Annotated in this window: 23 protein-coding genes; 7 read left to right on the forward strand and 16 right to left on the reverse strand. The window is 71.5% G+C overall.

Features of this window, described 5'->3' with window-relative positions; all coding sequences use genetic code 11:
- Positions 1 to 83: 83 nt before the first annotated feature.
- Complete coding sequence (locus tag GNZ18_RS02955) at positions 84 to 824, reverse strand: TetR/AcrR family transcriptional regulator (RefSeq protein WP_156214486.1); 741 nt, start codon at positions 822 to 824, stop codon at positions 84 to 86.
- An 89-nt stretch (positions 825 to 913) separates the two neighbouring features.
- Here GNZ18_RS02955 and GNZ18_RS02960 point away from each other — a divergent pair, with 89 nt between their 5' ends.
- The 3 genes from GNZ18_RS02960 to GNZ18_RS02970 all read left to right on the forward strand — a co-directional run bounded on the left by GNZ18_RS02960 (position 914) and on the right by GNZ18_RS02970 (position 5057).
- Positions 914 to 2323 carry an MFS transporter gene (locus GNZ18_RS02960; RefSeq protein WP_216651138.1) on the forward strand — a complete coding sequence of 470 codons (1410 nt, stop codon included), beginning with the start codon at positions 914 to 916 and terminating at the stop codon, positions 2321 to 2323.
- A gap of 300 nt (positions 2324 to 2623) precedes the next feature.
- On the forward strand, positions 2624 to 4243 hold the full coding sequence (locus GNZ18_RS02965; RefSeq protein WP_156214487.1) for an alpha/beta fold hydrolase: 1620 nt from the start codon (positions 2624 to 2626) through the stop codon (positions 4241 to 4243).
- A gap of 265 nt (positions 4244 to 4508) precedes the next feature.
- Positions 4509 to 5057: a GlcG/HbpS family heme-binding protein gene (locus GNZ18_RS02970; protein WP_156214488.1), complete on the forward strand. Its 549-nt coding sequence runs from the start codon at positions 4509 to 4511 to the stop codon at positions 5055 to 5057.
- A 74-nt stretch (positions 5058 to 5131) separates the two neighbouring features.
- On the opposite strand, the gene GNZ18_RS02975 is transcribed toward GNZ18_RS02970, so the two are convergent.
- Positions 5132 to 6481, reverse strand: a complete 1350-nt coding sequence (locus GNZ18_RS02975) for an FAD-binding oxidoreductase (protein WP_156214807.1) — start codon at positions 6479 to 6481, stop codon at positions 5132 to 5134.
- A gap of 166 nt (positions 6482 to 6647) precedes the next feature.
- On the opposite strand from GNZ18_RS02975, the gene GNZ18_RS02980 reads away from it, so the two are divergent.
- The 4 genes from GNZ18_RS02980 (at position 6648) to GNZ18_RS02995 (ending at position 10225) form a co-directional block, all read left to right on the forward strand.
- Positions 6648 to 7418: a sensor histidine kinase gene (locus tag GNZ18_RS02980; protein ID WP_156214489.1), complete on the forward strand. Its 771-nt coding sequence runs from the start codon at positions 6648 to 6650 to the stop codon at positions 7416 to 7418.
- Positions 7415 to 8101 carry a response regulator gene (locus GNZ18_RS02985; protein ID WP_156214490.1) on the forward strand — a complete coding sequence of 229 codons (687 nt, stop codon included), beginning with the start codon at positions 7415 to 7417 and terminating at the stop codon, positions 8099 to 8101. The genes GNZ18_RS02980 and GNZ18_RS02985 overlap by 4 nt, the downstream gene beginning before the upstream one ends.
- Before the next feature lie 290 nt (positions 8102 to 8391).
- Positions 8392 to 8907: a hypothetical protein gene (locus GNZ18_RS02990; RefSeq protein WP_156214491.1), complete on the forward strand. Its 516-nt coding sequence runs from the start codon at positions 8392 to 8394 to the stop codon at positions 8905 to 8907.
- 256 nt (positions 8908 to 9163) lie between these two features.
- Positions 9164 to 10225, forward strand: coding sequence for a hypothetical protein (locus GNZ18_RS02995; protein ID WP_156214492.1), 1062 nt, complete (start codon positions 9164 to 9166; stop codon positions 10223 to 10225).
- Here the strand turns inward: GNZ18_RS02995 and GNZ18_RS03000 are convergent.
- From GNZ18_RS03000 to GNZ18_RS03065, 14 genes are all read right to left on the reverse strand, one after another.
- Positions 10222 to 11097, reverse strand: coding sequence for a lysophospholipid acyltransferase family protein (locus GNZ18_RS03000; protein WP_156214493.1), 876 nt, complete (start codon positions 11095 to 11097; stop codon positions 10222 to 10224). The genes GNZ18_RS02995 and GNZ18_RS03000 overlap by 4 nt on opposite strands.
- Entirely contained in the window at positions 11094 to 12092 is a 999-nt protein-coding gene (locus GNZ18_RS03005) for an NAD-dependent epimerase/dehydratase family protein (protein ID WP_376766258.1), read from the reverse strand. The genes GNZ18_RS03000 and GNZ18_RS03005 overlap by 4 nt, the downstream gene beginning before the upstream one ends.
- Positions 12093 to 12130: 38 nt before the next feature.
- Complete coding sequence (locus tag GNZ18_RS03010; protein ID WP_018654693.1) at positions 12131 to 12229, reverse strand: 30S ribosomal protein bS22; 99 nt, start codon at positions 12227 to 12229, stop codon at positions 12131 to 12133.
- A gap of 421 nt (positions 12230 to 12650) precedes the next feature.
- Positions 12651 to 12854 carry a helix-turn-helix domain-containing protein gene (locus GNZ18_RS03015; RefSeq protein ID WP_067466901.1) on the reverse strand — a complete coding sequence of 68 codons (204 nt, stop codon included), beginning with the start codon at positions 12852 to 12854 and terminating at the stop codon, positions 12651 to 12653.
- 340 nt (positions 12855 to 13194) lie between these two features.
- Positions 13195 to 14070: a phosphatase gene (locus GNZ18_RS03020; protein WP_156214495.1), complete on the reverse strand. Its 876-nt coding sequence runs from the start codon at positions 14068 to 14070 to the stop codon at positions 13195 to 13197.
- Positions 14071 to 14140: 70 nt separating this feature from the next.
- Positions 14141 to 15364 carry an acetoin utilization protein AcuC gene (locus GNZ18_RS03025; RefSeq protein WP_156214496.1) on the reverse strand — a complete coding sequence of 408 codons (1224 nt, stop codon included), beginning with the start codon at positions 15362 to 15364 and terminating at the stop codon, positions 14141 to 14143.
- 63 nt (positions 15365 to 15427) lie between these two features.
- Entirely contained in the window at positions 15428 to 15859 is a 432-nt protein-coding gene (locus tag GNZ18_RS03030) for a hypothetical protein (RefSeq protein WP_156214497.1), read from the reverse strand.
- Between the two features lie 147 nt (positions 15860 to 16006).
- Positions 16007 to 16801 (reverse strand): pyrroline-5-carboxylate reductase, encoded by a 795-nt coding sequence (gene proC, locus GNZ18_RS03035; RefSeq protein WP_173390622.1) that lies wholly within the window; start codon positions 16799 to 16801, stop codon positions 16007 to 16009.
- 52 nt (positions 16802 to 16853) lie between these two features.
- Entirely contained in the window at positions 16854 to 17789 is a 936-nt protein-coding gene (locus tag GNZ18_RS03040) for a proline dehydrogenase family protein (RefSeq protein ID WP_312874267.1), read from the reverse strand.
- 71 nt (positions 17790 to 17860) lie between these two features.
- A complete protein-coding gene (locus GNZ18_RS03045) occupies positions 17861 to 19087 on the reverse strand; it encodes an LCP family protein (RefSeq protein ID WP_156214499.1) in 1227 nt (408 codons plus the stop codon).
- 79 nt (positions 19088 to 19166) lie between these two features.
- A complete protein-coding gene (locus tag GNZ18_RS03050) occupies positions 19167 to 19901 on the reverse strand; it encodes an ABC transporter permease (RefSeq protein WP_156214500.1) in 735 nt (244 codons plus the stop codon).
- A complete protein-coding gene (locus GNZ18_RS03055; protein WP_156214501.1) occupies positions 19898 to 20629 on the reverse strand; it encodes an ABC transporter ATP-binding protein in 732 nt (243 codons plus the stop codon). The genes GNZ18_RS03050 and GNZ18_RS03055 overlap by 4 nt, the downstream gene beginning before the upstream one ends.
- Before the next feature lie 73 nt (positions 20630 to 20702).
- Positions 20703 to 21311, reverse strand: coding sequence for a TetR/AcrR family transcriptional regulator (locus GNZ18_RS03060; protein WP_312874268.1), 609 nt, complete (start codon positions 21309 to 21311; stop codon positions 20703 to 20705).
- Positions 21308 to 22192, reverse strand: a complete 885-nt coding sequence (locus tag GNZ18_RS03065) for a sugar phosphate isomerase/epimerase family protein (protein ID WP_156214502.1) — start codon at positions 22190 to 22192, stop codon at positions 21308 to 21310. Before GNZ18_RS03065 ends, GNZ18_RS03060 begins: the two co-directional genes overlap by 4 nt.
- Positions 22193 to 22341: the final 149 nt, after the last annotated feature.

The following is a 22341-nucleotide window of genomic DNA, read 5'->3' on the forward strand; positions in this document are numbered from 1 at the left end:
CGTGCGGTGGTGCGGCACCGGTCCCTGCGTGGGGGTACATGTCGCGGCTCTGTGTCGGGACTCCGCGTCCAAGGGGCGTCGCGTCAGGGGGTGCTTCGGGTGGTGAGGTTGTTGATGATCAAGGTGAGGGTGAAGTCGAAGCGGTCGTGGCCGGTGCCGGAGGTCAGTTCGGGTGCGTAGCGGCGGGTGTAGGGGAAGCGGTCGGCGGGGAGGGCGCCGAACCGGTCGATGAGCTCCTCCCGGCTGAGGACCCAGGCGTCTTCGCGGCGGCGTTGCCGTTGCTGGACGAGTGAGCGCTCCAGGGCGTAGCCGCTGACGTAGAGGGTGAGCGCGTCGAGCGTCCAGGCGGCGGTCTGCGGATCGATTCCTCCGGCGAGCAGGATCGCCAGGATTCCCTCGCCGACCCGGAGCGTTTCGAGGTGGGTGGGGACCATCGCCAGCGCGGCGCGGGAGACCCCGGGGTATTTCAGGTACTGGTCGCGGATCTGCCCGTACACGTCGAGGATCTGCTCCCGCCACCTGGCCGGGTTGGGTTCGGGGATCTCGATCTCGGCGCAGAGCCGGGCGATGAGCAGGTCGTCGAGGTCGTCCTTGTTGAGGATGTGCGCGTACAGCGAGGACGGGCCGGTGCCGAGCACGGCGGCGACCCGGCGGATCGTCAGCGCGTCGTAGCCTTCGGTGGCGATGACCTGCAACGCGGCGTCGGTTATCCGGTCGGGCGTGATGGGCCTCTTGCGCGGCGCGGGCGAGGTGGGGTCGGCCTGGGGCGGCGCGTGGCGGGCGGCGCGTTCCGCCGCGCGGCGCCGTCGGGGATCGGCGGGCATGCCGCCCACTATAGCTTGACACGAACTTAGTTCGTTATGTAGGAACTTAGTTCGTGACTACCGAACTTAGTTCGTCAACAACGACACGGGTGGTTCCGCTCCCGCTTGGCCGGGCCTGGCTGGTGCTGGTGGTCGTGGTCCTCGCCGAGCTGATGGACCTGATCGACACCAGCGTCGCCAACCTCGCCGGGCCCTCGATCCGCGCCGATCTCGGCGGAGGGCCGATGACCCTCCAGTGGGTGCTGTCCGCCTACACCGCCGCCTTCGCGCTCGGCCTCGTGACCTCGGGCAGGCTCGGCGACCTGGTGGGCCGCCGGCGGCTGTTCCTGGTCGGCATCGGCGGCTTCACCCTCGCCTCACTGGCCTGCGGCCTCGCGCCCGGCGCGGGCTTCCTGATCGGCGCCCGGCTGTTCCAGGGGCTGTTCGGGGCGGTGATGATCCCGCAGGGCATGGCGCTGGTGAAGATCGTCTTCCCGCCCGAGCACCTGCGCAAGGCGCTGACGCCCTTCGGCCCGATCATGGGGCTGGCCATGGTGGCCGGCCCGATGCTCGCCGGCTGGCTGCTGCACCTGGACCTGTTCGGCGCCCGGTGGCGCTCGATCTTCCTGATCAACGTCCCGTTCGGCGTCCTCGCCGCCGCGCTCGGCTGGTACGTCCTGCCACGGCACGGCGGCGAGGATCGCGGCGCCCGTCTCGACCTCGCCGGGGTGGGCCTGCTCACCGCCGGTTCGGCGCTGTTGATCGTCCCGCTCATCCAGGGCCGCGAGCTGGGCTGGCCCGCGTGGAGTCTCGCGATGATCGCCGCCTCGCCGGCGGCCTTCGGGCTGTTCGCCGCGTCCGAGCGCCGTAGCGACCATCCGGTCATCACCCCGTCGCTGTTCGGCAGGCGCGGGTTCGTCGTGGGACTGCTGATCGTCGGCGGGTTCTACGCCGCGCTCAGCGGGTTCGTCCTGGTGGTCAACCTGCTGCTCCAGTCGGGGTTGGGCTGGACGCCGCTGCGCACCGGTCTCGCACTCGTCCCCTGGGCGGTGGGCACCGCCGCCGCGACGCTGCTGTCGGGCGCGGTGCTCGCCGAGAGGCTCGGACGCACCAGCCTGCACCTGGGTCTTTCCATTGCCATCGTGGGCCTGCTCGGGCTGTGGTGGAGCACCGCGCATTGGGGCGACGCCATCACCATGTGGAGGCTGGCACCGGCCCTGTGCGTGACCGGCATCGGCTCCGGGCTGCTGTTCATCCCGTTGTTCGACTACATCCTCGGCGACGCCCGCGCCGAGGAGGTCGGCACCGGCGCGGGAATGCTCAACGCCGCCCAGCAATTCGCCGGTGCCATCGGCGTGGCCGCGCTCGGCACCGCCTTCTTCGCCCGGGTGGGACGGCCGTCCACCGCGTCCTATCTCGCCGCGGCCGGATTGGTGTTCGCCGTCTGCGCCGGGATCTTCGCCTTGGCGCTCCTGCTGGTCGGCCTCCTGCCCAGGCACTCCCAGCAGTCCCCTCACTAGGGCGTTTCTGATGGATCATCAGGGCGACCTTGCGGGTCCTGGAACGGCTCCACAAACCACCTCTCGGCGACCTGCTGCCACAGCAGCAACAACCACGTTGCTCGTTGGGTCCGCCCAAGATTCATCAGAAGCGCCCTAGTGCTCGCGAATCCTGATGGCGCCACGGACGGCTCTCGCTTCAGCCGTGCGCTGGTGGGGCCAGCCCTACCTCGGGCATTCCGGAGAGCCCCATGGGCGGGCCGCGCCGGCGCGCCATAGCGTTCTTCCTGCCTATGGCAGTGACAGCCAATCGGGGGATTTGTGAAAAAGGTTATCGTCGCGGTCGCGACGGCCGGTCTGAGCATCGCCGGAGTCGGTGCCACAAGCGCGTCCGCGGACGCGGGGACGCCCGAGGTGTTCCGTCCCGCGAATCTGAAATGGCACGGTTGCGACACCGAACTCGTCAACGAGGTCAAGCGCTACGACCGCCTCGGACCGGTCGCCGTCTCCAAGATCATCCAGTGCGCCGAGCTGGACGTCCCGCTGGACCACGCCCGCCCGGACGGCCAGAGGATCACGCTCCAGCTGACCCGGACCCCGCACCAGGGCCCCGGCAAGGCCAAGGGCGACATCGTGGTCAACCCGGGTGGTCCAGGGGCCAAGGGATCCCTGTTCGGCCCCGCCTTCTATGCCCAGAACTCCGCGCCGATGCGGGCGGCCTACAACGTCATCGGCTTCGACCCGCGCGGCATCGGCTTCAGCAAGCCCGCGCTCAGCTGCGACACCGGATACGGCAACGCGCCCCGGCCGGCCTACGGCCATGGGGATCCCAAGCTCGAAGCGGCCTGGCTGAAGCGGTCGAAGTCCTACGCCGACGCCTGCGCCCGCAAATACGGCAAGGGAACGCCGGTGAACCTGCTCGACCACATGAAGACCATCGACGCGGTTCGCGACATGGACATCATCCGGGCCGCCCTCGGTGACAGGAAGCTCGACTACTACGGCGGTTCCTACGGCACCTACCTCGGCCAGGTCTACGCCACGGTGTTCCCCAAGCGGGTCGGCAAGATGGTGCTGGACGGCAATGCCGGCCCGGCCAATGTCTGGTACGAAGCCCAGGCTCCCCAGAACATCGCGTTCAACGAGAACATGGAGTACTACTTCGGCTGGCTGGCGCGATATGACGACCGTTATCACCTGGGCAAGACCCAGGCGGCGGTACGGAAGTTCTACTACGACCTGGAGTCCAGGCTCACCAGATCGCCCATCGTCAAGAACGGCGTCGCGGTCGGTGCCGCCGAACTCGTGGACACCGTCCAGAACGTCGCCTACCGGCGCGCCCAGGCCATTTGGCACACCTATGCCTCCGGCCTTTCCGCCTACAAATCCGGCGACCTGGACACCTTCCTCGACACCTTCGGCGCCACCACGGCAGGCGGCCAGGACGACAACGAGTTCGCCGCCTACCACGCCATCCAGTGCAGTGACGTGAAGTGGCCGAAGAGCTGGCGGAAGTGGCGCGCCGACGCGTCCCGCATGGATCGCGAGGCGCCGTTCTCGACCTGGTTCAACGTCTGGTACAACGCGCCCTGCATGTTCTGGCAGGCCACACCGGGAACGCCGGTGAAGGTCGGGCACACGCGGGACCTGCCCAAGAACATTCTGCTGTTCAACGCCACCAACGACGCGGCCACCCCGTACGCGGACGCGCTGGAGGTGCAGAAGATCTTCAACGCCCATCTCGTCGTCCATGACGGCGAGCGCACGCATTGCGTCGTGCATCGCGGTGATCTCCGTCCGGGCGGCCTGGACTCCTATTTCGACGCCTACTGGCTTCAGGACGAACTGCCCGACAAGCGCACCGTGCACGTCTCCCCGCTCGGTGACCCGACCCCGCCGCCGCTGAACCCGCCCCCCGCGGCGGCCTCCCCCAGGACGTGATCAAGAAGTAGCATGCGAAGAGCCCTCGGTCGTCCGGGGGCCCTTCACCCGCGGTCCCGGCGGTCGAAGCAAGGGCTGGAACCGAAGCGGTTCGCCACCGCCGCAGGCCCGCCATGGGCGCCGCCTTGTGGAAACCATGGCCGTTCGTTTCCCGAGAGTTGCTCCGCTCACGGCGCACGCCGGGTTGTCCCCCGATCCCGACTCCATTACCTTCCATATTTGGATGATTACTCTATGTAATCGCATGTCAGAGAATCGGGGAGCCATGTCGATCAGGCAATTCATTGGCGGCGCCATCGTGGCCGGAGCCGTCGCGGCCGGGACCTTCGGCGGCGCTGGGACCGCGTCCGCCGCGACTCCGTCCGCCGCCCTCACCGTCCAGGGCGGGCACGGCGGCAAGGGCGGGCACGGCGACGCCACGGCGCAGGACACGGTGCTGTCCAACAGCGCGCTCGTGCGGGCGTCCAGGGCCTTCGTGCTTTCGGCGCACCGGCACGGGAACCAGCGCGTGACGCTCGTCATCATGGAACGGTCGGGCGTCATCCGGCTCGTGGTCCGTACTCGCCAGGCGGGCCCGCAGACCTATGAATCCGCCAAGCGCAAGGCCTACACCGCCGTCGCGTTCGGCCAGCCGACCAGCGCGCTGGCCGGAAACGAGACGATCAAGCAGATTCCCGGCACGCTCGTGCTGCCCGGCGGTGTCCCCGTCATCCACAAGGGCTTCCCCATCGCCGGGATCGGCGTCGGCGGCGCGCCCGACGGCAGGATCGACGAGGCCATCGCCAACGACGTTCGCGCCGCCATCGGCCACTGATCCGGGAAACGGTTCGCACCCGGGGCGGAGCCGCGATTCGCGTCCCCGCCCCGGTCGCTCCCGGCGTCCCTTTCTCACGGCCGGCCGGGAAGGATGTTGTGGGTGCGCCGGAGAATGTTGTCGGGGTCGTACCGCCGTTTGACGGTCGCCAGCCGCCGGTAGGTGTCCGCCGGATAGGCCGCCGCGACGTCCGCGTGGTCGGCCGAGCCGAGGAACCCGACATAGGCGCCCGAGCCCAGAATGGACACCCGCGACCACCGCCGCAACGCCTGGTCGAGATGTCCGGGCGGCGCGGATTCCGGAACCGGGAACGCGGCCGCCACCATGACCTCGGCGTCCCGGTGGGCGAAGGCGGTGGCGTCCCGGCCGACGCGGGCGACCGCGCCGCCCATGCCGCGGAGCGAGATCGCCGCTCCGCCGCCGGTGAACAGGTCGTGGACGGCGGTGACGCGCGCGCCGTCCAGCGTGCTGAAGAACGTGTTGCGCACCGCCATGCGCATCCCGGGAGGCAGCGCCGTGACGTCCTGGAACACCTCGGCGTACGGCACGACCCCGATGTCGTCGGAGACCACCGGGGCCAGCTCCCGGAACGGGCGCAGCGCCCGCTCCGCCCCGGCGCCGTCCGAGCCCGCGTAGCAGCAGGTCAGCGAGACGCCCTCGGGATGTCCCGGCATCGCGGGCATGAGGTTGAGCGTCGTGGTCAGGTTCTCGTCACTGGCCCGGACGAGGTCGCGCCAGCCCGCGATCAGGCCCGGCAGGTCGTCGGTCCGGTAGCCGAGCGTCCCGAAGCACACGGTCGTGATCGGCTGGGCGATGAAGTCGAAGCCGACCGCGACGCCGAAGTTCCCGCCGCCGCCGCGCAGCGCCCAGAACAGGTCGGCGTGCTCGGCGGTGTCGGCGCCGAGCATCCGGCCGTCCACGGTGACCATCTGCACCGCCGCCAGGCTGTCGATGACCAGCCCGTACCTGCGCGCCATCCAGCCGATACCGCCCCCGAGCGTCAGGCCGCCCACCCCCACCTGGCCGGTGTCCCCCGAGGACAGGCCGAGGCCGTGCCGGCTCAGGGCCGCCGCCACCTCGCCCCAGGTCGCCCCCGCGCCGACGCGGACCCGCCCGGACGCCGCGTCCAGCAGGCGCACCCGGTTCATCCGCCGCGTGTCGATGACCATTCCGTGCGTGTTCGTGCTCAGCCCCGCCATGCTGTGCCCACCGGACCGCACCGTGACGGCCAGCCCGGCGTCGGAGGCGTGCCGCAGCGCCGCCGCCACCCCCGCCGCGTCGTGAGGACGGACGACCAGGTCAGGGGTACCGTCCGCGAACAGGGCCACCGCGGACTCGGCGTAGCCGTCCTCGCCCGGCAGAAGCACCTGCGCGACCTCGGCCAGGCCCGATGCGAGACGTTCACTGCTCAGGATGTGTGTCATGAGGCAGATGGTGCCTGGGACGGGGGCTCCGGGGCGTCCGGTGGAGGGGGTGTATTTCGCCTGCTCAGCGGGGAGTCGGCGGTCCGGCCGACTACTGCGTGGGGAGTAGGCGACAATCGGCCCGGCGGGAGGATGTGCCCGCGAAACCGGCCCGTATGCTCGGAGAATGCGTAATGGTCGCGGCTTGCGGAGGCTCTACGGGGCCGGGTGGCTCATCTCCGCGGGCGTCATGTTCGTCGTCGCCCGCATGTGGCAGCTCCACCTGCGCGAGGTGGAGCAGCGCGCCGAGGAGGCGGAGCGGACCAAGGACGAGGCCGCCAGGCGCAGGGCCGTGGAGGAGCGGCTGCGCATCGCCCGCGAGCTGCACGACTCGCTCACGCACAGCATCTCGGTGATCCAGGTGCAGGCCGGCGTCGAGGTGCACCTGGCGGGCAAGCGCGGCGAGGAGGTCCCGCCCGCGCTGCTCGCGATCCAGGAGGCCAGCGCGGACGCCGGACGGGAGCTGCGGGCCACGCTCAGCGTGCTGCGCTCCAACGAGGACGGCGACACCAGCGGCCTCGGCCAGCTGGAGAGCCTGGTCGCGCGGGCGCGCACCGCCGGGCAGCCGGTCACCCTGACCGTGACCGGCACGCGGCGCCGCCTCGCGCGCGACGTCGACCAGGCCGCCTACCGCATCGTCCAGGAGGCGCTCACCAACGTCTCCCGGCACGCCGCGGGCACCCGCGCCACCGTCCTCGTGCTCTACCGGTCGGACGAGCTGATCGTCGAGGTGGAGAACGACGGCGACGTGCCCGGCGCCGCGTCCGCCGGGCAGGGACTCGGCCTGATCGGCATGCGCGAACGGGTCACCGAACTCGGCGGCCGCCTGGAGACGGGGCCGCGCCGGGACGGCGGCTTCCGGGTGCGCGCCGAACTGCCGATCCGGACCACGGAATGATCCGCGTCCTGCTGGCCGACGACCAGGTGCTGATCCGCAGCGGGATCCGGTCGCTGCTCGACGCCGAGGACGACATCGAGGTCGTCGGCGAGGCCGCCGACGGGCAGCAGGCGATCGCGCTGGCACTGGACCACCGCCCCGACATCGCGCTGGTCGACATCCAGATGCCGGTGCTGGACGGCATCGAGGCCACCCGGCAGATCGTCGCGGACCCGCGGCTGGCCGACGTCCGCGTCGTCATCCTCACCAACTACGGGCTGGACGAGTACATCTTCCGCGCGCTGCGCGCCGGCGCGAGCGGCTTCCTCCTCAAGGACACCCATCCCGCCGAACTGCTCCAGGCCCTCCGCGTGGCGGTGCGCGGCGACGCGCTCCTCTCCCCCTCCGTCACCCGACGCCTGATCAGCGAGTTCGTCGCCCGTCCCCCGGACGTCCTCGCCGCCGTGGGCATGGAGTCGCTCACCAACCGGGAACGCGAGGTCGCCGCCCTGGTCGCCCGCGGGCTGAACAACGACGAGATCGCCGAGGCCATGGTGCTCAGCCCCACCACCGCCAAGACCCACGTCAGCAGGGCGATGACCAAACTCGGTGCCCGCGACCGCGCCCAACTCGTGGTGTTCGCCTACCAGAGCGGCCTCGTGAGCCCGCGCGACACCGCCCCGCCCCCCAACAACCCCCGCTGAGCCCCGGCCGCCGCGCCGGACGAAGCGGCCTGGGACCGGGCGGGTTCAGGCCCTTCGCCGAACGGTTTCGAGTGTTGATCCTGGTGGCGGCCAGGGGCGAGAAATATCCGGGACGGCGCGAACTTCTCTGCGCCTTCACGACATCCTGACGCCCGTATCGGGCAGCGGGTTCGGGGCGCGGCGGGTCGGATTGATCACGTCCCGGCGCGCCAACCCCGCCGGGGTGCCCCCCATCTCACCCCGTACAGCGCGATCAAGAAGATCGCGCACCGATACGGGAGCGGGGACCCATGCGGAAGATCGTGATGACCGGGGTGGCCGCGGCGCTGGCGCTCGGGCTGACGGCCTGCGGAAACGTCGGCGACACCAAGTCCGCGGCGACGCCCGCGGCGCCCACGCCGCCGGCCGCGCCCACCGCCTCGCAGGGGCCGGGCGGGACGTCCGCGCCCAGCGGCGCCGCCACCCCCGGCGGCGCGTCCACCCCCACGACCCCGGGCGGTTCGGACGCTCCGACGGTGCGGCACTCGCCGCTCGCGCAGCCGGGCGGCAAGCCCGCCAAGGAGGCGTGGGGACGGCTGCGCTACGTCGCGCCGGGCAAGTTCAGTGTCGGCAACGTCATCTTCTTCACCGCCACCGACACCGTCGTGTACGTCGCCGGGGGCACCTGCCCGGACGGCACGCCGCCGCCGGCCGACGTCAGCAGGTGCTCCGTCGACGGGTTCGACGAGTGGGTGCGGGCCGCGCCGCACAACGCCGTCGTGCGCTTCTCCGGCCAGGCCGCCACCATGATCCGCGAGACCCAGTAATACGCGCGGGCGCGGGAACGACGAGCCGGGTCGCCGGTGGCGGACGGACGAAGGGTCCGCCACCCGGCCGGGCGATTCGTCCGACTTAGAGCGGTATTGGGGCCGGGAAAATGACGGCCGGCGGGTGAGTAAGACCCTGGCTCAGGTGCTGGTTTGTGCTGACCCGGCTCTTGGAGTCGGGGCGGGGCGGACATCATGGCTCTGACCGCGAACAGTGATTCGCGGTTCCGATCATTTCGGGGAGGAGCCGGTCGCCATGGTCAATCCCGCGCCGTTGGAGAGCTTCAAGGGCAGCACCGACGATGAAAGGTTGACGGCCGCGCTGTCCTACAGCGCGGCGCAGACCTACAAGCCCGTCATCCTGCTCGGAGAGGCCCGGCAGTACACGTTCGGAAAGCGGCGGACGATGTTCAACGGTTTCGCGATCAGCGGGCCGCCGGCGTCGGGGAGCGAGTTCCGCTACAACGGCAAAGTGAAGCTGAACGTGCCCGGGTCCGGATGGCTGGACATGGCCGGCGGGCAGCTCAAGGGGATCTATATCGGCGACCTCTCGTTCGAGGGCAACGCCGAGACCTCGTTCTTCGTCGACAAGACCAACACCCAGACGGTGCTGTGGGCCAGCCATCTGAAGAACCTCGGCTTCTCGCTGTTCAAGCACGTCATCTGGGGCGCGCACACCGCCGTCACGTTCTCGGGGCAATGGGACGTCAACAACTGCTACGACACCGAGTTCAAGCTCTGGGGTTCCGACAATAACTACTGGACGGACGGCATGCTCCTGGACTCCCCCAACCATCCGGCCGGGGAGCGCTACCACATATGGCTGCCGCACCTGAGCAAGAGCACGGTCGGGCCGGTCTTCGTCACCGGCATGCACAATGTGACGCCGATGCGCGTCGACGGCGGGCGCGGCCTCGTCATCGGCGGGGCGCGGTTGGAGGCCCAGCAGGGGAACCCGACCTGGGGAAGCCAGCTCATCATCACGGGCGGGAAGTTCTTGCGGGTACGGGACGTGTTCTTCTTCAACGGCATGAGCAAGCCGGATTCCACCGGGCATCCCGACCCGGCGCTCCACAAAGGCATCGTCACGATGACCGGTGGGAGCGATGTGGTCTTCGACGGCTGCATGTTCTCCAATGGGGACGGCCAGCAGAAGGGTTCGACGCCCGCCGGGACCCCGCATCTTTATGTCGGGGGCGGTGCGCGTATCCGGGTGCGCAATCACCAGTCGTCGGACACACCGCGGATCGTGCGCGCGCAGTCCGTCTCCGCGCGGGCGTTCTACCTCGACTCCGACCTGAGCGTGACCGCCGGCTAGAGGAAGGCGGGGCCCCGGAGTTCGAGGGTCTCGTTCAGCATCCGCTGGACGGTCTCGCGGACGTGGTCGGTGACGTTGGAGACCGCGGCCGGGTCGTCGGCGTCGTGGCCGTCCAGGGGCATCGGCTCACCGAAGCGGATCAGCCACTTGGACGGGAGCGGGACGAGGCCGAGGGGCCCGAGCAGCGGGAACGTCGGGGTGATCGGAAAGTAGGGGAGGCCGAGCAGGCGGGCGAGCGAGCGCAGGTCGGCGATCTTCGGGTAGATCTCCTCGGCGCCGACGATCGCGGCGGGGACGATGGGGACGCCGGACTCCAGGGCCGTGCGGGCGAAGCCGCCGCGTCCGAAGCGCTGGAGTTTGTAGCGTTCCGCGAAGGGTTTGCCGACGCCCTTGAAGCCCTCGGGGAAGACGCCGACCAGCTCGTCCTTGGCGAGCAGGCGGGACGCGTCGGCCGGGCAGGCGAGGGTGTGCCCGGCCTTGCGGGCCAGGTGGGCGAGCACCGGGACCTGGTACACGAGATCGGCGCCGAGCAGGCGGAGGTCGCGGCCCGCGTGGTCGTGGACGGCGACCGACAGCATCAGCGCGTCGACCGGGATCGTCCCGGAGTGGTTGGCGACGACCAGCGCGCCGCCGGAGGGGATGTTCTCGATGCCGGAGACCTCCACGCGGAACCAGTGCTCGTAGAGCGCGCGTGCCAGCGGGAGCAGGACGGTGCCGTTGAACTCCGGGTCGAAGCCGAACTCGTCCACCTCGTAGTCGCCCGCGAGGCGGCGGCGCAGGAAGGCCAGGCCGCGGTCGAGGAGGCCGTCGGGTTCGGGCGTGCCCTGGCGGCGCGCGGTGTCCAGCGGGATGACCTCCGCGTCCAGGCTCATGGCCGCCCTCCGCCGAGCACCGCGCCGAGCCGGTCCAGCATGCCGCCGTCCGACGCCGCGAACTCGGCGAACGCCTCTTCGGAGCTGTACTCGGGACGCCACCCGAGCTCGCGGACGAGCGCCGAGGTGTCGATCACACGGCCGTAGGTCAGCCAGCGCAGCAGTTCGGGGGAGAAGCCCGACAGGCCCGCGAAGCGCCGTCCGAGGTCGCCCAGCGTCGACAGCGACGGGGACGGGACGGGCACGTACGGACGGCCCGCGCGGCGCAGCGCCTGCGACAGCAGCAGGACGCCGTCGCCCGCGACGTTGTAGCAGCCGGGGTGGTCCTCGACGGTCATGCGGCGCAGCGCCTCGGCGCCGTCGCCCGGGTGGACGAACTGGAGCCGCGGGTCGAAGCCCAGCACCGTCGGCACGACGGGCATGCGCAGGTAGCGCGTGAACGGCGAGTCGACGTCCGGGCCGAGGAAGTTCGCGAACCGCAGCACCGAGACCACCAGGTCGGGGCGGCGCCGCCGGAGCCCGCGCACATGGCCCTCGACCTCGACCGCGTCCCTGGCGTAGCCGGACGTGGGCGCCTCGACGGGCTCGTCCGGCTCGGTGAAGACCGCCGGGTCCATCGGGGATGAGCCGTAGACGGCCGCCGAGGAGCGCACGACGAGCTTGCGCGTGTCGGGCGAGCGCTGGCACGCGGCCAGGAGCTGCATGGACCCGACGGCGTTGGGCTCCTTCGAACCCGCGCCCAAGGGTGCCAGGCCGAGGTGCACGACCGTGTCGACCCGCGCCGAGGAGATGGTCTCCGCGATGCCGGACGTGCGGACGTCGACCCGGACGAACTCGGTACGGCCGAGCGACGCGGTCGGCGGCACCGTGTCGACGCCGATGACCCGCTCGACGCCCGGGTCGGACTGGAGGGTGTTCGCGACCCGCGCCCCCAGGAAACGGGAGACGCCCGTGACGAGGACGACACGGGCCGCGGCGGCGGGTATGCAGGACACTGTGCGCCCCACCCCTTACGGCTGAGTGGCCGGCGTGACTACTTCTTGTTGCGACGCTGGATGCGCGTCTTCTTCAGCAGCTTGCGGTGCTTCTTCTTCGCCATCCGCTTGCGGCGCTTCTTGATGACAGAGCCCACGAGACCTCGCTCGGCGTATCGGGTGTTGTGCAGGAGACGGGCGTGCCGCAGGCGAGCTCACTCGGCACGCGCGCACGGTCCGCTGCCCAAGGGTACCGCTGTGGCGGTGGAGGTCAGGCCGCGCCCTCGCCCGACCCCGGACATGCCGGAGCCGGCACCGCGCGTCGCGCGGCGCCGGGCACCGTTCCAGCGCGGGCCGGGCATGCCCGTCCCGCACCGGTGTCCTGACCGTCCCCGGCGTCCGGGCGCCCGGGGACATCGGCGATGCCCCCGGCCCCCGGATACCGGTCCCGGTGACCAGGTGGCCACCGTCCGGTCCCTGTCCTCGTTCCCCAGCTCCGGGACGGTTCGTCCCGGATGCCCCCTGCACGGCCGGGTGTGGAGATCGCGGCGAGGGCGTGGATCGCCCCGCCCCTACCCGTTATCCGGCTTCGATGTACGCGTCGCGCAGGTAGTCGTGAACGGCCTGCTCGGGAACCCGGAACGAGCGGCCCACGCGGATCGCGGGCAGCTCGCCTGAGTGGACGAGGCGGTAGACGGTCATCTTGGACACCCGCATCACCGAGGCCACTTCGGCCACGGTCAGGAACCTGACCTCACTGAGAGGTCGCTCGCCTGAGCTCATCGGACGCCCTCTTCCACACGTGCCGCGCACCGGCCCTTTGGGTGACTTTGATCACGCACGTGTACTTCCTCCAGCGTAAATCGCGTATCGGCAGTCGCAAGAGGGGAGTTCCACCCATTTGCGTATCCGGACCTGACCGGGCGGCCACAGGGATATGTCCACACACAGCGTGGACATGACGGCACAACGCGTGGTGTCACGACCCGTTGTCAACCAAAATCAGGCGATGACCTGCGTCTCAGGCGCGATCATCGGCTCCGCGCGGACACCGGCGTCCCACCACCGGAGCCCCGTCACAGGGGGTGACGGCCGCCCGGGTGTATCCGCCGAGTGAGGAAGGTCAGCCGGACGGGAGCAGCCCCGCGCGACCCAGGAGGTAGGCCGTCATAGGCGCGTAATGGTGCGGGGATACGCCGTCGTCCAGCGGAACGACGACGTCGATCTTGCCCTCGGCGGCCCCGGCGAACAGCGCCGGATCGTTACAGTCCGCGAACCCCACGGTGTCGATGCCCGCCTGCCCGGCCGCACCCGCCCAGCCGTGGTCGGCGATGGCCAGATCCGGCCAAACTTCGGTTTTCTCGCCCGTTGGCCCATCGGGAGCGATAACGGACACACGCCCCACGGGTGCCGGTTCACCGGTCGCCAGTTCGCGCAGCATCGCCTCCATGGGCCGCGGGTCGTGGGTGTGGTGGGTGCGCCCGTCGTCGCCTTCGAGCATCGCGACGCCGCCCTCGGCGTAGACGATGCGGCGCGTCTCGGAGCCGCCCCAGCCCGCGTCGATCTCATACGTCCAGCCCTCGGCCGGGGTGAGGACGCGGCAGCCGGCGCCGGCGAGGGCGTGCGCCACCGCCTGGTACACCGGCGACAGCGTCGCCGGGTGACCGGTGGCGATCAGCACGGTCTCGGCGCGGCGGGCGGCGAGGCCGACGCGCTCGCCCATCGCCTCCAGCATGTCGAGGGTGATGTCGGGGTCGATGGTGTCGTCGCCGTACACGTGCCCGGGATCGGGGTCGACGCCGCAGCGCTCGACCATCATCTCCAGGACGGTCCGCTCCGTCCACGAGGGCTTGAGCTCCAGGCCGAGCTGGTAGTACGGCTCGCCGTCCGCCATCAGCCGGTAGTGCTTGAGGTTGTTCTGCCGCGGTGTCGCCACATCGCCCGCGATCATCGTCTGGACGAGGTGCTCGCGCAGCTCGTCCCGTGCCGGTGCCGTCATGCCCGCTGCCGCCATCCCAGCCGCCATCCCTGCCGTCGCCATCCCAAGTGTCGTTCGCGTGCGAGGGTCGTCATTCGTCGGTCATCGGGTCGAGGCCGTGCTCGGGGAACACCGCCCGGCGCGTGGCCAGGACCGCCTGGTCGATCGGGCTGGCCGGGTCGTAGCCGTCCCCCCAGCGCTGGACGTCGACGACGTCGGTCCCGTCGGTCATGCGCTGCGGGGCGGTCTCGTCGGTGCGCAGCCGGACGAACTCGCGCCATCCCGCCGGCGTCCGCGTCCCGGGCGGGATCGGCGCGCCGGACGCCTCGGCCAGCAGGTGCGTCCACGCCCGCGGGACGACCTGGACCAGCTCGTATCCGCCGCCGCCGGTGGCGATCCAGCGCCCGCCCGCGGTCTCGTGCGCGAGCCGGTGCAGGGCCGCGTAGGCGGTGCGCTGGCCGTCCACGCTGAGGATGAGGTGCGCGAGCGGGTCGAGCGCGTGCGCGTCCGCGCCGTGCTGGGTGACCAGCACCTGCGGCCGGAACCGGCGCAGCAGCGGCGGGACCGTCGCCTCGAACGCGCGCAGCCAGGGCCGGTCGCCGGTGCCGGGCGGCAGCGCCACGTTGACCGCCGTGCCCTTCGCGCCGGGGCCGCCCGACTCGTTGGGGAAGCCGGTGCCGGGGAACAGCGTCCGCGGGGTCTCGTGCAGGCTGATGGTGAGGACGCGGGGATCGTCGTAGAACGCGTCCTGCACGCCGTCGCCGTGGTGGACGTCGATGTCCACGTAGGCGACGCGTTCGGCGCCCTGCTCCAGCAGCCACGCGATCGCGATCGCCGGGTCGTTGTAGACGCAGAAGCCGCTCGCGGCGCCGCTGAGCGCGTGGTGCAGGCCGCCGGAGATGTTCGCGGCGTGCTCGGCGGCGCCCGTCCACACCGCCTCGGCCGCCGCGACGGAGGCGCCCGCGACCAGCGCGGACGCGTCGTGCATGCCGACGAAGACGGGGTTGTCGGACGTGCCGAGCCCGTGCCTTGGATCCGGCCGGCCGGTGGCGCCCGCCTGCTTGACCGCCGCGATGTAGGGCTCCTCGTGGACGAGGCCGAGCAGCGCGTCGCCCGCCGCCTCGAACCCGGTGACCCGCACGTTCGGCCGGTCCGTCACGCCCAGCTCGCGGGCCAGCGCCATCGTCAGCTCGACCCGGACGGGGTTCATCGGGTGGCCCGAGCCGAAGTCGTAGGAGATGAGCCGGTCGTCCCACAGGATCGTGAGCCCGCACCCGGCCGGCTCGGCGGACGGGGGCGGGGCGGCACTGCTCATGACCTCACGGTATCGCGGCGGCCGCGTGGTGCGGATCACACGGCGTGCGCGCGACGCGCGCTCTCAGCGGCGGGCGGCGGGCTCGTGGGCGCGGGACGGCTCGGCGCGGCTCCCCGTCCGGGTGAGCGCGAACCCGGCGATCGCGGCCAGCGCCGCGACGCCCTCGCCGGCGAGGCTGATCGTCTTCTCGGTGTACCAGGCGGGGTCGTGCATGTCGGGCAGCGGTCCGAGCGCGCCCGTGTCGACGTAGTAGTAGAGCAGCAGCGCGCCGACGGCGCTGCCCGCGACGAGGAAGGCCAGCGCGTACGACCAGCGGCGGGCGTAGGTGAGGACCACGACGGCGGCCACCGCCGCCACCGCCGCCTGGATCCGGAACAGCAGGTCTCCGTCGATGGAGCCGCCCTGGACGTAGGCCATGTCCGGGGCGAACCTCCAGTGCACGATGGCGTCGGCCGCGAGCCCCGCGGCCACCAGCAGGCGGATGATGAGTCCCATACCGCTTACACGGCTGGAGGCCCCGTCTCGGCTCAAATGTTCAGAGATGAACTTCTCTCCGATGCCATGCCCGATTCCGTGAGATTTCGCCGACCGGCCGCCCGCGCGTCGACCGGCCGTCCGAGAGTCGACCGGCCCGCCCGCGGGTCAGCCGCCCGCCAGTTCCCGGCCCCGGTCGCGGGCCGCCTCGATCGCCTCCAGGACGGCCGCGCGGACGCCGTGCCGCTCCAGCTCGCGGATCGCGGAGATCGTCGTCCCGCCCGGGGAGGTGACGGCCTCGCGCAGCAGCACGGGATGCTCGCCCGAGTCGCGCAGCATGATCGCCGCGCCGACCGCCGACTGGATCACCATCTCCAGCGCGGCGGCGCGCGGCATGCCGAGCAGGATGCCCGCGTCCACCATCGCCTCGACCAGGTAGTAGAAGTAGGCGGGCCCGCTGCCCGACAGCGCGGTCGCGCCGTCCTGGAGCGACTCGGGGATGCGCAGCACCTTCCCGACCGGCGACAGCAACTCCTCGGCGAGCTTGAGGTGCTCCTCCCCCGCGTGCGCGCCGGCGGAGATCACGCTCATCGCCTCGTCCACGTGGACGGGCGTGTTCGACATGACGCGCACGACCGGGACGCCCTCGGGGAGCCGCTGCTCGATGAACGGGGTCGTGATGCCCGCCGCCATCGAGACGACCAGCCGTCCGGACGGGACGTGGGGGCCGATCTCGTCCAGCAGGGCGCCCATGTCCTGCGGTTTCACCGCCAGCACGAGCGTGCCCGCCTTCGCCGCGGCCTCGACGTTCGTGACGATCTGGACGCCGTACCGCTCGCGCAGCAGCGTGCCCCGCTGCTCGCGGCGCGTGGTCGCCATCAGCTCCGACGGGCGGCGCCCGGCCCGCAGCACCCCGGACAGCAGTGCCTCGCCCATCTTCCCGGCACCCAGAATCGCGATCATCGGCATATACCTTGACGTGGGGTTTCGTTGACCGCCCCAGCCTACCGAGCGGTCAGGAGCGCCCGGTGACGGACCGCATGACGAGCCGCAGGTTCGCGGGACGCTCGGCGAGGCGCCGCATGAAGTAGGCGTACCACTCGCGCCCGTAGGCGACGTAGACGCGGACGACCGCGCCCTGCCCGGCCAGGCGCCGCTGCTCCTGCGGGCGGACCCCGTACAGCATCTGGTACTCGAAGGTGTCGGCGTCCCGTCCGTGCAGCACCGCCAGCGCTCCCGCGATGTCGATCAGGCGGGGGTCGTGCGTGGCGAGCATCGGGTAGCCCTTGCCCGCCATGAGCACCTTCATACAGCGGACGAAGGACTTGTCGATGTCCTCCTTGCCGGTGAAGGCGATCGGCTCGGGAGCGGCGTAGGCGCCCTTGCACAGCCTCACGCGCGACCCCTCGTAGGCCAGTTCCGCGCAGTGCTCCTCGGCCCGCCGCAGATAAGCCTGGACGACCGCGCCCGTGTCGGGGAAGTCGCGCCGCAGTTCGTGGACGGTCCGCAGCGTGGAGTCGACGGTGGTGTGGTCCTCCATGTCGAGCGTGACCGTCGTCCCGGCGGAGCGGGCGGCGGTGCTGACGCGCCGCGCGTTGTCGAGCGCGAGCGCCTCGTCCACGGTCTGGCCGATCGCCGACAGCTTCAGCGAGACCTCGGCGCGCGTGCCGAGCGGCGCCCCCTCCAGCCGCGTGTCGCCGAGCCGCCGGAGCAGGTCGATGTAGTGCTGGACGTTCGCCTCGGCGCGCTCGCGGTCGGTCGTGTCCTCGCCGAGGACGTCGAGGGTGACCAGCAGGCCCTCGGTGGTGAGCTCCTCGGTGACGCGCGCCGCGTCCTCGATCGTCTCGCCCGCGATGAACCGCCGGACGACGTCACGGGTGAACGGCGCGGTCTCCACCACCCGGCGCGCACCTCCGCTGCGGGACGCGGCCAGCAAAGCCTGCCGAAGCACTGACGGACCCCCCTGTCGCTCGAATCTCGCTCGAACCCCCTGCCGCTCGCCACCAGCGTAGACCCGGGGCGTCAGGACACCGTGCCCAGGTTGTCGCCGCCGCCGTGCTGCCGGACGTACTCGGGCATCTCGGCGGTCTTGACCGCGTTGAACAGCGCCTTCGACTTCGCCGGGTCGAGCAGGACGACGCTCTGCTTTCCGCGCATGCCCGTGCCCCGGAACGGCGTCGTCATGAACGCCACATCGGAGGCGCGCAGGTGCCGCAGGCTCAGCGCGAGCGAGCGCAGCTTGCCGCCGGACACGCTCTCGTCCACGCTGATCGACTTGGTGAACGCCGACAGGAACCGGTCGAGCTTCAGCGGGTTGGTCAGCGTGCCGCCGGCCGCCGCCTGCTTGGCGAGCGCGCTGAGGAACGCCTGCTGCCGCCTGATCCGGTCGAAGTCGCCGTTCGGCAGGTTGTAGCGCTGCCGGACGAACAGCAGCGCCCGCTCGCCGTCGAGCTTCTGCGGCCCGGCCTGCCAGTTCACCTTGCGGGCCGGGTCGTACACGCTCTGCTTGATGTCGACGGTGACGCCGCCGAGCGCGTCGGTCATCGACTTGAACCCCTCGAAGTCGATGGCGCCGTAGTGGTCGATCCGGACGCCGGTCAGGCTCTCCAGCGTCTTGATCAGCAGCCTCGGCCCGCCGTAGGAGAACGCCGCGTTGATCTTCTGGTTGCCGTAGCCGGGGATCTCCACCCACGAGTCGCGCGGGAACGAGACGACGTAGGCCCTGCGGCGGTCGGCCGGCAGGTGCAGCAGCATGATCGTGTCGGTGCGCTGCCGGCCGGGCTTCCACACCTCGCCGCCGTCGCCCGTCGTGGCGGCTTCCGCGCGCGAGTCCGACCCGACGAGCAGCCAGTTCTCGGTCCCGGCGACGTTCGGGCCGGGCCGCCGGGCGCCGTCCTCGGGCAGCGCGCCCTTGATCCGGCCGATGTTGCCGTTGTAGGAGGACTGGCGCTGCCAGACCAGCCCGCCGATGCCCGCGACGACCAGCGCGAAGAACACCCCGATCGCGATCAGGACGCGCGGCCAGCGGCGCTTGCGCGGCCTGCGGTGCCCCTGGCCGCCCTCGCCCGGGGCGGCGGGCCCGTCGCCGAGGCCGGGCAGCCCCCCGATGCCGGACGGCGTCCCGCTGCCGGACGGCGCCCCGGGCCCGGACGGCGCCCCCGGAGCCGTGGCGCCCGGAGCCCCGCGCGGCGGCACGGACGCGTCGGGTGGCCGGGGCGCGGAGGGGCCGGGGAGGTCTGGGGGGGTCATGGCGCCGGAGATTACCAGCCGCTCCCTGCTGCGAGACCCACATCGGCGCAGGGTGTCCGGTTCAGGCGGGGCCCCCGGTTCAGGTGGTGCGGCGGCGGAGCGTCGCGGCGCCGAGGACCAGCGCGACGACCGTGAAGCCGGCGATGACCGCGATGTCCACGGCGAGGTCGCCGGTGAGGCTCGGGTGCAGGCTGATCTCCCGCATGCCCTCCACCGCGTACGTCAGCGGCAGGACGGCGGAGATCGCCTCCAGCCAGGACGCCATGTCGCCGCGCGGGACGATCAGCCCGCACAGCAGCAGCTGCGGCAGCACGAACGCCGGCATGAACTGGACGGCCTGGAACTCCGTCCGCGCGAACGCGCTCGCGAACAGCCCGAGCGCCATGCCGAGCAGCGCGTCCAGCACCGCGACGACCACGAGCGAGGTCAGCGACCCGGCGAGGTCGAGGCCGAGCCAGGTCAGCGAGATCAGCAGCACGACACCGACCTGCACCAGCGTGACGAGCCCGAACGCCAGCGCGTAGCCGAGCAGCAGGTCGAGCTTGCCGGTGGGCATGGTCATCAGCCGCTCCAGCGTCCCGCCCGTCCGCTCGCGCAGCGTCGCGACGCTCGTCACGATGAACATGATCAGGAAGGGGAACAGGCCGAGCAGCATCGGGCCGATCCGGTCGAACAGCACGGGCTGGTCGAACACGTACCGCAACAGGATCATCAGCAGGCTCGGCACGCCGACGAGCATGGCGAGCGTGCGGTGGTCGTTCTTGAGCTGGGCCAGGATGCGGCGCGTCGTGGCCAGCGTGATCGACAGGCTCATGAGGGGCTCCCCGCGCGCTCGGTGATCAGGTGGAGGAACGCGCCCTCCAGGTCGTCCGCGCCCGTCCTCTCCCGCAGGGCGCCGGGCGCGCCGTCGGCGAGGATCTGGCCCTCGCGCATCAGCAGGAGCCGGTCGGTGCGGCCCGCCTCGTCCATCACGTGGCTGGACACGACCAGCGTCGTGCCGCGGTCGGCCAGCTCGCGGAACAGCTCCCACAGCTCCTGCCGCAGGACGGGGTCGAGGCCGACCGTCGGCTCGTCCAGGACGAGCAGCTCCGGCGAGCCGAGCAGCGCGACCGCGAGGTTGGCGCGGTTGAGCTGCCCGCCCGACAGCGTCGCGACGACCTGGTCGCGGCTGCGGCCGAGCCCGACCTCGTCGATCACCCGGGCGACGTCGCCGCGCGGCGCGCCCAGCACGGACGCGAAGTACCGCAGGTTCTCGGTGACGCTCAGGTCCGTGTAGACGGCGGGCGACTGCGTCGCGTACCCGACGCGGCGGCGCAGGCCGCGCGACCCGGCGGGTTCGCCGAGCACGGTCACCGTCCCGCTCTGGACGATCTGCACGCCGACGAGCGCGCGCATCAGCGTCGTCTTCCCGCAGCCGCTCGGGCCGAGCAGCCCGAGCACCGCCCCCTGCGGGACGTCGAAACTCAACCCGTGCAGCACTTCCCGGCCCCCGCGGACCACCCGCAGGTCCCGCACGCTGACCGCCGGACTCGAACTCATCATGTGTTGAATTTAATTCGCGCAAGCGGTACCGGTCAAGGGGCACGCGGAAGAGAGGGAGAGCTTCGGCCGGGGTTCAGCCGAGGTAGCGCTGGAGCGTGGGCGCGACGAGGGCGATCAGCTCGTCCTCGGGGGCGGACGCGATCGGCTCGACCCGCACGACATAGCGGACGATCATCAGCCCGATCAGCTGGCCCGCCGCGGCCTGGGCGTTCAGCATCGGCACGTCGGTGGCCTCGCCGACGCGTCCGAACAGGGCGGAGGTGACGAACTCGCGCAGCAGCGCGGCGGCGCGCTCGTTGGTCATCGCCGAGCGGAGCATGGCGAGCAGCGGCGCGCGGCGCTCGGGATCGCTCCAGACCTCCAGGAAGACGCGGACCATGGTCTCGCCGAGCCGGTCGCGGGGCGCGGCGAGGATGCGCGGCAGGAGGACGGCCGGGTCCACCGGGAAGCGCATGGCCTCGATGAACACGCCCTCCTTGTTGCCGAAGAAGTGGTGGACGAGCGCCGGGTCGACATCGGCGGCCCGCGCGATCGCGCGCAGGGACGCGCCGTCGTAGCCCTTCTCGGCGAACAGCTCGCGGGCCTGCGCGAGGATCGTCTCGCGCGTCTCGCTGCGCCCGGGCCGGCGGCCGGGCCCCGGACGGCGGCCCGGACCCCGCGCGGGCCTGGTGGCCTCCGTCACCGCGCTCCCCGCAGGGTGATCTCCCCGCGCGAGCTGACCTGCCAGGTGCGGTCGGCCGCGGCGAGGTGCAGGCGGGCGAACGCGAGCGCCTCGGCGAGGTCCTCCATCCGCTCGGGACGGCCCGCCGCGCGCCGCGTGTTGACCTCCAGCACGACGTGCCCCCGGTACCCGCCCTCGGCCAGGTTCTCCAGCATCGGCCCGCACGGCTGGGCGCCCCGGCCCGGGACGAGGTGCTCGTCCTTGTTGGTGACGCCCATGCCGTCGGCCAGATGGACGTGGCGGAGCCGGTCGCCGAGGCTCGCGGCCATGTCCAGCGCGTCGGAGCCCGACACCGCCGTGTGGGACATGTCGAGGGTCACGAAGGGGTAGTCCTGGTCGACCGGGTTCCAGTCGGGGAGGTACATCCCGGCCTCGGCGCCGCGCGCCTTGAGCGGGAACATGTTCTCGACCGCGAACAGGACGTCCGTCTCGTCCTGCATGCGGGCGAGGCCCTCGACGAACTCCTTGGCGTACTCGCGCTGCCAGCGGAACGGCGGGTGGACGACGACGACCTCCGCGCCCAGCTCCTCCGCGACCTCCTTGGAGCGCACCAGCTTGCCCCAGGGCTCGCGTCCCCAGACCCGCTGGGTGAGCAGCAGGCAGGGCGCGTGGATCGATTTGATCGGCACCTGGTGGTAGTCGGAGAGGCGGCGCAGGACGTTCAGGTCCTGGGAGGAGGCGTCGGTGGAGACCATCACCTCGACGCCGTCGTAGCCGAGCAGGGCGGCGATCTCGAAGGCGCTCGGGACCTTCTCCGGATAGACCGAGGCGGTCGACAGCGTGATCGGCGCGTCCGGCACGCGCAGGGCCGGTGCGAACGCGCCGTTGTAGTCCGCGGTCAAGGCTCCCTCGCCAGGAATGTTCGCCAATGTTTCGTACGGAAAGCCTATGCGCACCCGGCGCCGATCGGACCCTCGCCCAGAGTGATCCTCGTTGCCCTCGCCATCACCCTCCAGCGCCACTCGCGTTCGGCGGGGCTACGCTCTGCTGG

Origin of the sequence: Actinomadura litoris, assembly GCF_009733595.1 — a bacterium.
Classification (GTDB): Bacteria; Actinomycetota; Actinomycetes; order Streptosporangiales; family Streptosporangiaceae; genus Spirillospora; species Spirillospora litoris.